At 60.1% G+C, this 14,050-nt stretch carries 7 protein-coding genes, 1 pseudogene and 1 riboswitch; of the genes and pseudogenes, 6 read left to right on the top strand and 2 right to left on the bottom strand.

Annotation, left to right across the window (positions count from 1 at the left end):
- Nucleotides 1-102: riboswitch (TPP riboswitch) on the top strand. This riboswitch is flagged as partial in the annotation.
- 104 nt (nt 103-206) lie between these two features.
- The 5 genes and pseudogenes from thiC to EN943_RS27150 all read left to right on the top strand — a co-directional run.
- Nucleotides 207-2,042, top strand: coding sequence for a phosphomethylpyrimidine synthase ThiC (gene thiC / locus EN943_RS27130; protein ID WP_127415339.1), 1,836 nt, complete (start codon nt 207-209; stop codon nt 2,040-2,042).
- The gene (thiO, locus tag EN943_RS27135; RefSeq protein ID WP_127415340.1) at nt 2,039-3,040 is read left to right on the top strand and encodes a glycine oxidase ThiO; all 1,002 of its coding nucleotides are present in this window, start codon (nt 2,039-2,041) and stop codon (nt 3,038-3,040) included. Before thiC ends, thiO begins: the two co-directional genes overlap by 4 nt.
- Complete coding sequence (gene thiS / locus EN943_RS27140) at nt 3,009-3,206, top strand: sulfur carrier protein ThiS (RefSeq protein ID WP_127415341.1); 198 nt, start codon at nt 3,009-3,011, stop codon at nt 3,204-3,206. Before thiO ends, thiS begins: the two co-directional genes overlap by 32 nt.
- Nucleotide 3,207: 1 nt before the next feature.
- A complete protein-coding gene (locus tag EN943_RS27145) occupies nt 3,208-3,981 on the top strand; it encodes a thiazole synthase (RefSeq protein ID WP_127415342.1) in 774 nt (257 codons plus the stop codon).
- Nucleotides 3,978-4,340, top strand: a pseudogene (locus EN943_RS27150) (thiamine phosphate synthase); the annotation flags it as partial. The gene EN943_RS27145 and the pseudogene EN943_RS27150, both read left to right, overlap by 4 nt.
- Nucleotides 4,341-4,758: 418 nt before the next feature.
- On the opposite strand, the gene EN943_RS27155 reads toward EN943_RS27150, so the two are convergent.
- The gene (locus EN943_RS27155; protein ID WP_127415344.1) at nt 4,759-7,005 is read right to left on the bottom strand and encodes a DUF262 domain-containing protein; all 2,247 of its coding nucleotides are present in this window, start codon (nt 7,003-7,005) and stop codon (nt 4,759-4,761) included.
- Nucleotides 7,005-8,720: a DUF262 domain-containing protein gene (locus EN943_RS27160; RefSeq protein ID WP_200957754.1), complete on the bottom strand. Its 1,716-nt coding sequence runs from the start codon at nt 8,718-8,720 to the stop codon at nt 7,005-7,007. Before EN943_RS27160 ends, EN943_RS27155 begins: the two co-directional genes overlap by 1 nt.
- Before the next feature lie 633 nt (nt 8,721-9,353).
- On the opposite strand from EN943_RS27160, the gene EN943_RS27165 reads away from it, so the two are divergent.
- On the top strand, nt 9,354-14,050 hold a 4,697-nt coding region (locus EN943_RS27165), incomplete at its 3' end, for a DUF4011 domain-containing protein (protein ID WP_127415345.1).

Here is a 14,050-nt window from a genome sequence, read left to right on the forward strand (position 1 = left end):
GAGTCCCGGCAAGGGGCTGAGATACTGCTGGCTTTCGCGGCGCAGTGACCCGTTGAACCTGATCCAGTTCATACTGGCGTAGGGACGGTGCAAGCGCTTTGCGGGAGTTTACGCCCGAGGTCCTGTTTCAGCAGGTCCACAGAAGCGTCTTTTCATCCTTCCGGCACAGAACTGGGTCTCCAATGCACGAGCAAAGGAGCCTCAAGATGGATGCCCTCACCCCCGCCGTGTCGACGGGACCACTGCCCGCCTCACGGAAAATCCACAAGTCCGGTGTCCTCCATCCGCACATCAAAGTGCCGATGCGGGAAATCTCCGTCCATCCGACGGCGGGCGAACGGCCCGTCATCGTCTACGATCCGTCCGGCCCCTATACGGACACGACTGTCGAAACCAGCATCGAAAAGGGCCTTGCCCGGCTTCGCCACGAATGGGTCACGGCGCGCGGCGATGTCGAAGCCTATGACGGCCGCCATGTGCAGCCGCAAGACAATGGGTTCGCCACCGGCGAGCGCCTGACGCCGGAATTCCCCATTCGCAACCGGCCGCTCAGGGCCAAGGCAGGCAAGGCGGTGACCCAGCTTGCCTATGCGCGCGCCGGCATCATCACGCCCGAAATGGAGTTCGTCGCCATCCGCGAGAACCTTGGCCGCGGGATCTTGCGCGGCAAGCTTCAACGCGACGGCGAAGCCTTCGGCGCGGCGATCCCCGACTTCGTCACGCCGGAGTTCGTGCGCGACGAGGTGGCGCGCGGACGGGCAATCATTCCCGCCAACATCAATCATCCCGAGAGCGAGCCGATGATCATCGGCCGCAATTTCCTGGTGAAGATCAACGCCAATATCGGCAATTCGGCGGTCACCTCCTCAATGGCCGAGGAGGTCGAAAAGATGGTCTGGGCGATCCGCTGGGGCGCCGATACGGTGATGGACCTGTCGACCGGCCGCAACATCCACAACATCCGCGAATGGATCGTGCGCAATGCCCCGGTGCCGATCGGCACCGTGCCGCTCTATCAGGCGCTCGAAAAGGTCAACGGCATTGCCGAGGATCTGACCTGGGAGGTGTATCGAGACACCCTGATCGAGCAGGCCGAACAGGGCGTCGACTATTTCACCATCCATGCCGGCGTGCGGCTGCACTACATCCCGCTGACCGTTGACCGGGTCACGGGTATCGTTTCTCGCGGCGGCTCGATCATGGCCAAATGGTGCCTGCATCATCACGGGGAGAGCTTCCTCTACGAGCATTTCGCGGAGATCTGCGACATCTGCCGCGCCTATGACGTGTCCTTTTCGCTCGGCGACGGTCTTCGCCCCGGCTCGATCGCCGATGCCAACGACGCGGCGCAATTCGCCGAGCTGGAAACGCTCGGCGAGTTGACGCAGATCGCCTGGGCGAAGGATTGCCAGGTGATGATCGAAGGCCCCGGCCACGTGCCTATGCACAAGATCAAGGAGAACATGGACAAGCAGCTTGCCGTGTGCGGCGAGGCGCCGTTCTATACGCTTGGACCGCTGACGACCGACATTGCGCCGGGCTATGATCACATCACCTCAGGCATCGGCGCGGCAATGATCGGCTGGTTCGGCACCGCCATGCTCTGCTACGTCACGCCCAAGGAGCATCTCGGCCTTCCCGATCGCAACGATGTCAAGATCGGCGTGATCACCTACAAGATCGCCGCCCACGCCGCCGATCTGGCGAAGGGCCATCCGGCAGCAAAAGTCAGGGATGATGCCCTTTCCCGCGCGCGTTTCGAGTTCCGCTGGAAAGACCAGTTCAACCTGTCGCTCGACCCCGAAACGGCGCGGTCTTTCCACGACCAGACCTTGCCCAAGGAGGCGCACAAGGTGGCGCATTTCTGCTCGATGTGCGGGCCGAAATTCTGTTCGATGCGTATTCCCCACGACATCCGTGCCGAGGCGCAGAAAGAGGGCATGGCGGCGATGGCGGCGAAATACCGCAAGGGCGGCGATCTCTACATGCCGGCTGACGAGACCGGCGTACCGCTCATGCCGGAGGCGCCGGAACCGTCATGAGGGTGCTTGTCAAAGGGGCCGGCATCGCCGGCCTCACCGTCGCCTTCGAACTTGCCACACGCGGCGCGGCGGTGACCGTCGCCGAGACCCGACATGGCCTCGGTGGCAATGCCTCGTGGTTCGCCGGCGGCATGCTGGCGCCATGGTGCGAGCGTGAAAGCGCCGAGCAGCCGGTGCTGGATCTGGGACGCGTCGCCGCCGACTGGTGGGATGCGGCACTGCCGGGTCAGGTGACACGGGCCGGAACACTGGTCGTGGCCGCGCCGCGTGATACCGGCGAGCTCGACAGGTTCGCCAGTCGAACGTCGGGGCATCGGCGTGTCGATGAAGACGAAATCGCACTCCTGGAACCCGACCTCGCCGGCCGCTTCCGGCGCGGATTGCTCTTCACTGGTGAGGCTCATCTCGACCCGCGCCAGGCGATGGCGACACTTCACGAAAAGCTCGCAGCCGGGGGTGTCGAGTTCCACTTCGGCTGTGACGTCCGGCATTTTTCCGGTTTCGATCGGCAGATCGACTGCACAGGAATGGCAGCGACCGATAACAGGCTGCGCGGCGTTCGCGGCGAAATGCTGATCCTGCGCTCGCCCGATGTCTCGCTGTCGCGCCCGGTCAGGCTGCTGCATCCGCGCTTTCCGCTTTATGCGGTGCCGCGTGCCGACACGCAGTTCATGATCGGCGCGACGATGATTGAAAGCCAGTCCGTCGGACCAGTGACGGCGCGTTCGATGATAGAGCTTTTGGGCGCGGCTTATTCTCTCCATCCGGCCTTCGGCGAGGCTGGCATCATTGAGACCGGCGCCGGCGTCCGTCCGGCCTTTCCCGACAACCTGCCGCGTGTCGAGGCATGTGAAAGCACCGTCGCGATCAACGGGCTCTATCGCCATGGCTTTCTTCTTGCGCCCGCCATGGCGCGCCAGGCCGCCGACCTGGTTTTCAATCAAGACGGAACCAAGGAACTTACTCATGAAACTGATGGTCAACGGCGAAGCGCATGAGGTTGCCGTCACCACGCTGGCCGAACTGCTGGCCGCGCTCGACTATGAGGGCGACTGGCTGGCAACGGCCGTCAACAGCGACCTCGTGCACAAAGCCAACCGGGCGCAGTTCCAGTTGAGCGACGGCGACCGGATCGAAATCCTTTCGCCCATGCAGGGAGGCTAGCATGTTCGAGCTTCTCGGGACGACGCTTCCGTCTCGCCTGCTTCTCGGCACGGCTCAATATCCCTCGCCCGCGATCCTTGCCGACGCGGTCGAGGCGTCGGGCGCGTCGATGGTGACGGTCTCGTTGCGCCGTGAGATGGCAGGCGGCAGGGCCGGCGAACAATTCTGGTCGTTGATCCGGTCGCTGGGTGTCAGAATCCTGCCCAACACTGCCGGCTGTCACTCCGCCAGGGAAGCGGTCACGACCGCGAAAATGGCGCGTGAGGTCTTCGGTACGAACTGGATCAAGCTCGAAGTGATCGGCAACCACGACACGCTGCAACCAGACGTGTTCGGCCTTGTCGAAGCCGCCCGCATCCTGTGCGAGGACGGTTTTGATGTATTCCCCTACACCACCGATGACCTTGTCGTCGCCGAGCGGCTGCTGGACGTAGGCTGCAAGGTCTTGATGCCGTGGTGCGCACCGATTGGTTCCGCCCTCGGGCCGGTCAACATCATGGCACTGCGCTCGATGCGCGGACATTTCCCTGGCGTCCCGCTGATTGTGGATGCGGGGCTCGGACGGCCGTCGCATGCGGCAACCGTCATGGAACTCGGCTTTGACGCCGTGCTCCTGAACACAGCGGTCGCCAAGGCGGCCGATCCGGTCGGCATGGCGCGTGCTTTCGGCAAGGCCGTAGATGCCGGCCGTGAAGCTTTCTGCTCGGGAATGCTCGAACCGCGCGACGTCGCGGTGCCGTCGACGCCGACGATCGGCAGGGCGGTGTTTTCATGAAGCTCGATCCCTTCTACCTGATCGTCGACAGCGCTGCCTGGATCGAGCGGCTGGTGCCGCTCGGCGTCAGGCTGGTGCAGCTTCGCATCAAGACCATGGATGAAGCCGGATTACGCGCTGAGATCCGCACAGCGAAGGCCTTGTGCGCTCGATATCGGTGCCAGCTCATCATCAATGATTACTGGCGGCTGGCGATCGAGGAAGGCTGCGACTTTGTTCATCTCGGCCAGGAGGATTTGCAAACCGCCGACCTCGCGCGGATTCGGGCAGCCGGTCTAAGGCTTGGACTGAGCACCCATGATCATACCGAACTGGAAACGGCCATGGCCGCCGCACCCGACTACATCGCACTTGGCCCCTCACGACGACAGATAATTCCGGTCGTCACAACGGGAACGCATCGACAAGGCCAGCTGGTGGCGATGCTTGGCGTCTCCCTGTAGGAGGATATCCCTCAGGGGGAGCGCCTCGACTTCGGTCGGCGTCATCTCCAGGGTGGCTGGTTTAGGGCTTCGTGCGCGTTCATGAAGCGCGTTTCGGCGATTGCACTAATTATTCCAGTCTGCCCTTTTATGCGACTTTCGGAGCACAAACCATGAACACTGCGGCGCAGTGCTATTGGATTTCTAGTCGCCACTTAGTCGGCGTTGCATGTTCCGAAATGACCGGATTAGGCCTTTGAATCAGGGACGGGCCGAGTTGACGTTCGTCCAACTGCCGTTGAACTTCAGGTTCCGACTGTCACAGGCATCGGAAGTTGCAAGATATGTAATCGAACTAAAGTCCGGCATCGATTAGTTCGCCCAGAAGTTTTCCGCCAATAACGATCCGGTCCACCGCATCGATGGGGCTATTGGCCGACATCTTGGCTATAGAGAGCAGGTTATTGGAAATGCCATATTTTGCGGCTATGGTGAGATAACTGATATTCTGCGCCGCATCCTCTGGCGGAACCACTTGGTAGCCGTCAGGAATGCACTGGATCTTCGTTCCACTCCTAGTCAGCACCATCAGCCGCGGAATGTGCGCGTAACCGTTGAACCGGTCACGCACGGAATCTTCGGGCGCGCCAGCCTGCTTGATGATCGCCGAAAGAAATGGATCGCGGTAGTTGCTGTTAAGTTGCGTTTTGTCCAACATGCATTGGCCATAGCCCAGTTCACGGTCACTACCGACATAGATACCCGAATTGCCGTCGCGCATGATGGGATATTTGACCAGATACCAGCGCCAGTCGTAGCCATCCGAAGCTGGTGCGGCGGCCAGGTAATCGGCAATCACGCCCTCCAGCAAGGTCTTTGGCTCACTCGTCGATTGCGACAGCCGGTCGAGCAGGATCGCCAGGATGTCCCGAGTCCGCTTGGCATCCTCGCGGTTGCCCCGCGTCAATACTTCACGCCAGGATGTCGCATTGTCTTTGGCACTGCCGAAATAGAACCGTGCCCCCTTGGGCCGGCTGTAGTTCCCCACCGACAGCAGGGCTGCCGTCAGTGTGGGCCACAGGGCCTTGTCAGAGAAGCAGCTCTCGAATTTTGCGGCGCGAGCATTGAAGGTCGCCGCATCGACATCGAGGTCGAAGGCGATCAGGGAGCCGCGCAGCAGGGTATGATCCTCGAGGCGCAGCAGTGCCGCCTCGATGGCCGGTTCCCGGATGATGGCGGCGACCTTATCATTCTCGTCCCCGACTTGCCCGGAATTGAACGTCGTCAGCCGCAAGGCATTTGTAATGTCAGGTTCGCTGACAAGGGTCTCCACGTCCTTGATTAAGCCGGGCATGTTTTCGAGGCGCAACTCGTTGGGCGAGGCCTCGATCAGATTGCGCAGCATGCGCAGCCGCCGCGGGAAGTCCGTGGTTTTCTCACTACGGTGGATGATAAAGGCATGCAGCAGGAGCGTCTCGGGCCAGCCGAAGCGACGACCGCCCTCACGTCGCTCATAACTGTTGCAACATTGCTCGAACAGGTCCACCTGATCACGGAAAACTGGCAGGCCGAAGGTCGCGTCCGACGTATTGCTGCGCATCTGCGACCCGAAATAGGCGGCAATGTCGATATCGCTCCAGATGTCGATGGACCGGGCGAGCCAGTCCAGATTGTCTGCGGCCGCCGTATTGTTGGCGGGCCCGAACAATTGAACAGCCAGCTCGAACGCGTCGTCCCGGGCAAATTGGCCCTGCCGCCATAGCGCAATCTCCATCACGAATTCGAGGTACCGCAGCATTTCGTCGTCAACGAGATTGTCCCTGCCGCGGTAGACCCAGAAAAGGTCCGACCAGGCCGTATCCATTTTCCGGGCGAATTCACCTGCCTTCGGCAGACTGGTCGTTATTTGCTCAAGCCGCGCCTTGAAGTTTTCGAATGGCGTTAGCGGCTTTCCCCGCGAATTCATCTTGATGTAGAGCGCATTGCCCTCCGCGGCGCTTTTGAGCGGCAAGACGTGAAACGATACCGCAGGCCGCGACTTATCAGTCAGGCGCGCCCATGCCTGTTGGAAATCCACGCCGGCGAAGTGAGCATGGATGGTGTCCAGCATTCTAAGCATGGATTGCACGGTCGGATCATGGTTCCAGGTGTGCAGATACCAAGCTTGGTCGGTCAGCCATTGAGACACGGTGTCTGGCCCGGCAAATGCATGCCGGCCCAGCAACTGGCAGAACAGTTCGGCCGTCGGACGGGTGGAATAACGGAAGCGCGTCCAGCTGTCATCCGGCGATAGCCGTCCGGTGCGGGATGCTAGATACCAATGCAGCAGAAACAGCGTGGTCAGCCTCTGCTGACCGTCGAGCGGCTTCAACGTGCCATGGTCGAGGTCGCCATAGACGAAATCGAGGCTGATGGGGTGGTCGTCGACGATGGCCTTATGCAGGGACTTGACGAAGGAACTGCGGATTTGGGACGCGGTGCTGTCGCTACGTCCCTGTGCATAGTCGCGCTGGATGAGAGGCACCTCAACCTGATCGATCTGCGTACCGCCGTCCCGCGCCTCGAACAAGTGCGCATAGGAAGTAATGAAGCTCTCCCGCATTAGACTGTCGCCTTGAGATAGGGACCGAGCAGATTTTCAAGCGCCGCAGAATAAGCCTCCCGATCCTGCAAGCTCCAGAAATAGGGTTTGCGGGCGCTATGGTCGCCGAAATATTTAAGGAAGACCTGCCGCGTGCAGACAGGGATGTAAGCGCCTGCCTTGTCCATCGCGAGCAGGGCCTGCCGCTTAGCTTCAAAGGCCGAATTGCTCAGCACGCTGTTCTTGCCGCTCTGCAGCAAGGCGAGATTGGCGATGCCATGCATGTCATTGGCCATATTGGTAGCGCCCACGGCCTGGTCCGTCGCGGTCAGCAGGTCGGTCACCGCTACGGAAAGCCGCTGGAATACCAAATTGGTGATGGGCCGGGAGACAGCCATCAGTTCGGCGAGCAGGCTGTCGCGCTGATTCAGGAACTCGTCGCTGATCGGCAGGTCGGCCAGCACCTTGCGATGCAGAGCGAGCCAGCTGTACCACTCCTCCTCGTTCCGCAGCACTTCCGAATTCTGGGCGTGGATATGCTCTAGCGACCAGTTGTCACCATGATGCGCCGCGAAGGGAAAGCGCTCGCCCGACATGTCGCGGTGGCGTATGGTCTCGACATTCATCAACAGCAATGCCTGCTGGCATTTGTTACGGCCGGCCCCACCCTCATAGCTGAGCTCGGCAAGCGCCTTGCGGCTGAGGTCTAGCTTTTCTCCAATCCGTCCGACCAGGGCTCGGGTGAATTCGCTGACCAGTTTGCCCCGTGCCAAGGTGAGTATCTCCCCAAAGCTGTCTCCGCTGGCGATCAGGAAGCCGATCCGGTGATACAAATGATGATCCTCGAACCAGCCCAGCACGCGGGCGTGCAATTCCACCACCGCGTTCCAGAAGTCCATGGGATCGCGCGTGATCGCAGCCCTCAGCTTTTCGAAAGTCTGGCGCTGGCCATGCTGTGCACCGGATAATTGCTGCTGATCGGCGAGCGTATCGAGCAGCAGGGTGATCCGCGTGGGGTAATCGTCGCCCTGCCGATTGGAGATGAAGGCCCAGATGTCGGGGCGGCGGAGGTCGCGCTCGATGCCGTCCCATTGCGCGGCGACCGAATAGGCGCGGTCCGCACGATGCTGCGGCGCCTGTACCTGCGTCAACAGATGAGCCTTGACCAGTTCGGCGTCGGTAAGCGGAATGCGCCCGACATTGAGCCGGGCAAACAGGGCAATCGGATCCTCTTCGGCGCCCGTCTCATACCGGATCACCTCGACCCCGTCCTTGAGCCAGATGAACAGTTTGTCGGCCCGTTCCTGCTGCTTGTGCTCGTCCGGACCGAACCAGGCTTCGATTTCAGCATAAGCCGCGTAGAGAAAATGAAAATCGATATTATCCTCGGCCTGCGCACTATCCGGCGCCCGGAGAAACTCGGCGCTCTTGTTACGCGTGTCGTAAACGATCGAATACTGGGGGCCGAACTTTTTCAGCCCCGATCTCTGCATGAACAGATAGATCAGGTAGAGCGTTGTCAGGCGCTGCTGTCCGTCGATTAGTTCCCATTCGTTCTCGCCGATGGCCCGAACAACGATCGGCTGCAGCCGATACGGTTGACCTTTACTTTCCCAAATGTCCTCGAGCAGTTGGTGGACTTCGTGCCTGCCCCAGCGATATCCGCGCTGATAAGCGCAGATGCGGAACTCCCCCTCTATATCCCCGACATTCATGGTCGAGAGGGCAGTCGTCATCGGTGCCTCGTCGTCAGGCATTTGGTGTGTTGGGAGCATGAATTGTTCTGGCCGGCCCATGAACGAGCGAGGATTGTGACTTGGTGCGGCAGCATTGAAACGAACTTATGCCACGGCCCGAATCGGGTGGGTTAACGAGATCAGAAATGGACTTGCAAGTCACCAACATTGTCCGGCTCCAGATTTCGCTGTGATCTCTGGAATGACTGACATTGGGCGCAATGCGGCTATGCACGGCATCACCCGCGATTGTTTGCTTCGTGCCAAAAAGGGGCGACCACCTATGGTCTTGAAAGGAGCGGACCAAAGACCCCCAGTTGAACGCGCAGTCCTGCCCCAAACGGCGGCCGCGCAGCTCAGCGAAATGTGGAAGCAAGCGCGGCCGCCCTCATCGACCAGTCGCCTCACCACTAATACCTGCAGACAGGCAAATTTCCTCAACTAGGTGCCAGAAGCGTACTGTACCGACGGCAAAGATTACATCCCTTCAGCGGCCGACAACTGTCGAGTGACGGATGCGGCTCGTATTTCGTATATTTAGGCTGCTAAAAAACGAAGCGGACACCATACCGAGAATTTACTTTCAAATTCTGGTCGCAAAGTTCTATCGTGAATGAAAATAGGGGATGGGGCATGGAAACGAGTTCGGACACTGGCGACGCCGCCGGTATATCAGCCGCGCCCGTAATAGAAGTAGTGGCTGACATCGCTGCCAGCTTTACATATGCATCCTTCCAAAATGCCATTCCGGTGATCCGGTCCATCTCTCTCAATAACCCAACCCAGCAGGGCTTCGAAAAATGCACTCTCGAGCTGACATCGAACCCCCCTTTTTTGCGCGCCAAAAGCTGGACAATTGATCGGATCGTTGCTGGCGACCGGCTTCCCTTAAGCGATCGAAAGATCGATCTCGACGCCAGCTATCTGGCCGGGCTCAACGAGGCTGAGCGCGGAGAGATAACGTTGCGCCTGACCTCGGGAGGCGCAGTACTAGCCGAGCAGCGCGTTGCGGTGCGCCTGCTTGCCCGCGACGAATGGGGTGGCGTCATCGATATGGCGCAATTGCTGCCTGCGTTCGTCATGCCGAACGACCCGGCGATCGCAGGACTGCTGCGTTCCGCAGCGGAGCGGCTCGCAGCGCATGGTCATGCCTCCAGCCTCGATGGCTATCAAAGCGGGAATCCGCAACGCGCATTCATGCTGGCGGCCGCAATTTATTCGGCCGTTGCCGGTCTATCTCTGCATTATGCTGAGCCACCTGCCAGTTTCGAAAGCCGAGGGCAAAAAATCCGACGCCCCTCGACAATTGCCGCGGAGAGGCTGGCTACCTGTCTCGATGCCAGTCTGTTGTTCGCCTCCGCCTTGGAGGCGACGGGGCTGCACCCAGTCGTGCTTATGTTCCAGGGCCATGCTGCTGTCGGCGTCTGGATGACGCAAAAGACGCTCGCCAACGCCATCGAAGCCGATGCCATGGAAATCCGCAAGGCGCTGGCATCGCGCGAACTGATCGTATTCGAGACGACCGGCGTAACGCATCGGCCGGCGATGACGCTGGAGGCTGCGCAACGGGCAATCGAGCAGCGGCTCGATGAAACGCAGGTAGGTACCTTTGTCGCCGCTATCGATATCCGCCGCTCGCGCAGCGGCGGCATTACGCCGCTTGCCTCGCACGAACCGATGCGTCGCAGCGTGGATGCCGAAGTAGCAACCGAAATCGCCCTGCCGCTACCAGCGGCACCCGTCGTGACAGCCATGCCTGCCGACATCGTCGAGGTGAAGCCGACGACAGCGGCCGGGCGGATCGACCGCTGGCAGAAAAAGCTCCTTGATTTGACACTGCGAAACCGACTGCTCAATTTTCCAGACTCGAAGAAGACAATTCCGTTTCTTTGTACTGATGTCGGCTATCTCGAGGACCGCCTGATGGCAGGCGCCTCGATCCGGCTGATTTCGCTGCCCGAACAGAATCCATTGGGCGAGCGTGATGCTGCTCTCTATCGCGAAGTCCATGGACGTGACCTGCAGCGCGATTTCGCAGCAGAAGCGCTCCTGCGCGACGAGCTCCCCTCGACGCTCGATGGACACCAAATGGAATCCCGACTGATCGACCTTTACCGTCAAGTACGCAATGACTTTGCCGAGGGCGGCGCGAATACGCTTTTCCTGGCGGTCGGCTTCCTGCGCTGGAAGAAAAAGCCGGAGGATGAGCGTAGCTATCGCGCGCCATTGTTGCTCGTGCCGGTCAAAATCGAGCGCCGCAGCGCAACATCGCGTTTTACCTTGCGCTTTCATGAAGATGAGCCGCGGTTCAATGCGACTTTGTTGCAGTTTCTCGAGCGCGACTTCGAACTTAAACTGCCACAGTTCTCCGGTGAGCTGCCCGAAGACGAAAGCGGCGTTGATGTGCCGCGTCTGCTAGGTCTTATGCGTCATGCAGTGCGTGACGTCCCCGGCATGGAGGTGGTGGACGAGACGGCGCTCTCCACCTTTTCCTTCGCTAAGTTTCTTATGTGGAAAGATCTGGTCGAGCGTACCGATGCGCTGCGCGAAAACCGTGTGGTGCGCCATCTGATCGACACGCCCGAGATAGCGTTCGAGGGCAATGGCGCATCATTCCGAGACGAACGTGACCTTGATCACCACTATGCTCCGTCTGACATCGTTTCGCTGTTGCCGGCCGACTCTTCACAGACCGCCGCAAGCCTTGCTGCCGCTGAAGGTCGCGACTTTGTCATCATCGGCCCTCCCGGCACTGGCAAGAGCCAGACCATTGCCAACATGATTGCCAACTGTCTTTCAGTCGGCAAAACTGTGCTGTTTGTGGCCGAAAAGACGGCAGCACTCGATGTCGTCTATCGTCGCCTTCGCGAACATGGCCTGGGCGCGCACTGTCTCGAACTTCATTCCAGCAAGGCGGATCGGCGCAACTTTCTCAACCAGCTCAGGAACAGCTGGGAAAGCAGCGTGCGCGTCGACGGAGCCGAATGGATTGCGGTCAACGAACGGCTTCGCCTGCGCCGCGACGAACTTAACGCCTATGTCGAAGCGCTGCATCGGCACCATGTCAATGGTCTGACGCCTTATCTGGCGCTCGGCATCGCTCTCAAGAACAAGCGGCAGCACGCTCCGAGATTGTCCTGGCCATCGCGCGATTCCCATGACGAGGCAAACCGGCTGGCGCTGGAGCATATTGCGGCCGAAACAGGTCTCGCATTTCAGTCGGTGGAGATGCGACCGGTCTTGCGTCTCATAGATGTCACCGAGTGGACGTCGGGCTGGCAGGACAATTTGCTCGAAGCGGCGAACGCGCTCAGAAGTGCGTCCGAGGTTCTAGCCACCGCACTGGACGCCTTTCTGGCGAGCATCGGCCTGCGCGCCAAAGGCGATGCGTCAAAAGCCGAGCTCGAAGCGCTGCGAAAACTGGCGGGGGCACTCCAGGACAGTGCGGGTTATGACCTCAGCATCGCCTTTGATCGAGATTTCGCCCAGTTGCGGGAAGCCGTGACGGCTCTCAATGACGCAATCGGGAGCTACCGCACGTCTCATTCGGGCCTGTCGGCACACTATGACCAGGAAGCTGTTACGCGCATACCGGTAGACGACATTGAGCAGCAATGGCAACGAGCCGTCGCTGCGTTCTGGCCGAACAGTCAGTTGGGCAAACGCAAAGTCCAGAAGCTGCTTCAGGCCTATGTCACAGAAGGCATTGCCGATCCTCAGCAGGACTTGCCGCTGTTGCGCGTGATGCAGGACCGCCGCGCTGCGGTCGAAGCCAATATCCTATCCGGCAAACCGACGGGATTTGCTGGTCTTGATACCGACACCCACCGTATCGGGCAGATACTATCGATGGCCGAAAGGCTTCGACAGACGCTACGGCTGCCCGGTCTTGGCACGGAGGATCTCAGAGCACTTCTGCAAGCAACCGCACCGAGCCTGCGAAGCGGTGCAGCAGATAGTACGATGCGGCAAGGGGCAGCCCGCTTCCTTGCGGCCACTGCGGCATTCGAGGCTGCAAAGGCCCGGTTTGCGATCCCTGCTGGAAACGCGCCGTCGTGGGCAGGACATGACAGCCCGCTGACCGAATTGATGAGCACGATGGGAGACTTGCTCGATGCCCGCCATCTCTTGCGAGACTGGACATCGTGGTGCGGCATTCGTCGCAGGGCCGTGAGCCAGAATCTGGGAGCGCTGGTCGACGATATAGAGGCGGGTCTGGTGCAGCCAACCGAGGCTCAATCCGCGTTCCGCCTGGCCTATGTACGCTGGTGGCTGCCGGCCACGCTCGACGCCGATCCGGTGCTGCGGAATTTCCGGCGCTTCCAGCACGAGCATGCCATCGAAGATTTCCGGGAAATCGACGATCTTGTCCGCGCTCAAGCGAGCCTTCGCGTCATCAGTGCCATCGCTCATGGTTTGCCGGCTGTGCAAAGCGTCCCTCGCAATTCCGAGTTGGGCCTATTGCGTCATCAGATGGAATTGCAGCGGCCCAGTCGATCAATCCGCGAGATGATTGGCGCGATGCCGACGAGCTTTGCCAAGCTCGCGCCGTGCATGCTGATGTCCCCTCTTTCAATCGCTCAATATCTACCGCCCGACCAGGCCCTTTTCGACGTGGTGATTTTCGACGAAGCCTCGCAGATCACCACCTGGGACGCGGTCGGTGCCATCGCGCGAGCCCGTCAGACCATCATCGTAGGCGATCCCAAGCAATTGCCGCCCACCAACTTCTTTGGCCGCAACGAGGAGGACGAGGAAGTCGTCGAGCACGAAAAGGATCTTGAGAGCATTCTCGACGAAGCCAAGGCCGCCGGCATCCCGGTGCGTGACCTGCGCTGGCATTATCGCAGCCGCAATGAGTCGCTGATCGCCTTTTCCAACCATCACTACTATCAGAATCGGCTCATCACCTTCCCCTCCCCAACGGTGGAAGATCGGGCAGTGCAGCTGCGAAAAATCACGACCGGCATCTATGACCGCGGCAAAAGTCGCACCAACCGAATCGAAGCCCAAGCGGTAACCGACGAGGCGGTCAGCAGAATGCGGCGTTGGCTGGCCTTGCCGGAAAAGGAGCGACCCACGCTGGGGGTCATCACCTTCAACGCGCAACAGCAGTCGCTCATCCTCGATTTTTTCGACAAGGCGCGACAGACAGAGCCGGAGCTTGAATGGTTCTTTGCCGACGAACGTATTGAACCCGCCATCGTCAAGAATCTGGAAAATGTGCAGGGCGACGAGCGCGACATAATTCTGTTTTCGATCACTTTCTCGCAAGACAACGCCGGCAAGCGAAGCATGGATTTCGGCGCGCTAAATCGGGACGGCGGCGA

Source organism: Mesorhizobium sp. M7A.F.Ca.US.006.01.1.1, assembly GCF_003997935.1.
In the GTDB taxonomy this organism is placed as follows: Bacteria; Pseudomonadota; Alphaproteobacteria; order Rhizobiales; family Rhizobiaceae; genus Mesorhizobium.

What these genes read in the sequence shown, in the direction of transcription:
- thiC (WP_127415339.1), top strand. Translation starts at nt 207, where the DNA reads ATGGATGCCCTCACCCCCGCCGTGTCGACGGGACCACTGCCCGCCTCA.
- thiS (WP_127415341.1), top strand. Translation starts at nt 3,009, where the DNA reads ATGAAACTGATGGTCAACGGCGAAGCGCATGAGGTTGCCGTCACCACG.
- EN943_RS27145 (WP_127415342.1), top strand. Translation starts at nt 3,208, where the DNA reads ATGTTCGAGCTTCTCGGGACGACGCTTCCGTCTCGCCTGCTTCTCGGC.
- EN943_RS27160 (WP_200957754.1), bottom strand. Translation starts at nt 8,720, where the DNA reads ATGACGACTGCCCTCTCGACCATGAATGTCGGGGATATAGAGGGGGAG.
- EN943_RS27155 (WP_127415344.1), bottom strand. Translation starts at nt 7,005, where the DNA reads ATGCGGGAGAGCTTCATTACTTCCTATGCGCACTTGTTCGAGGCGCGG.
- thiO (WP_127415340.1), top strand. Translation starts at nt 2,039, where the DNA reads ATGAGGGTGCTTGTCAAAGGGGCCGGCATCGCCGGCCTCACCGTCGCC.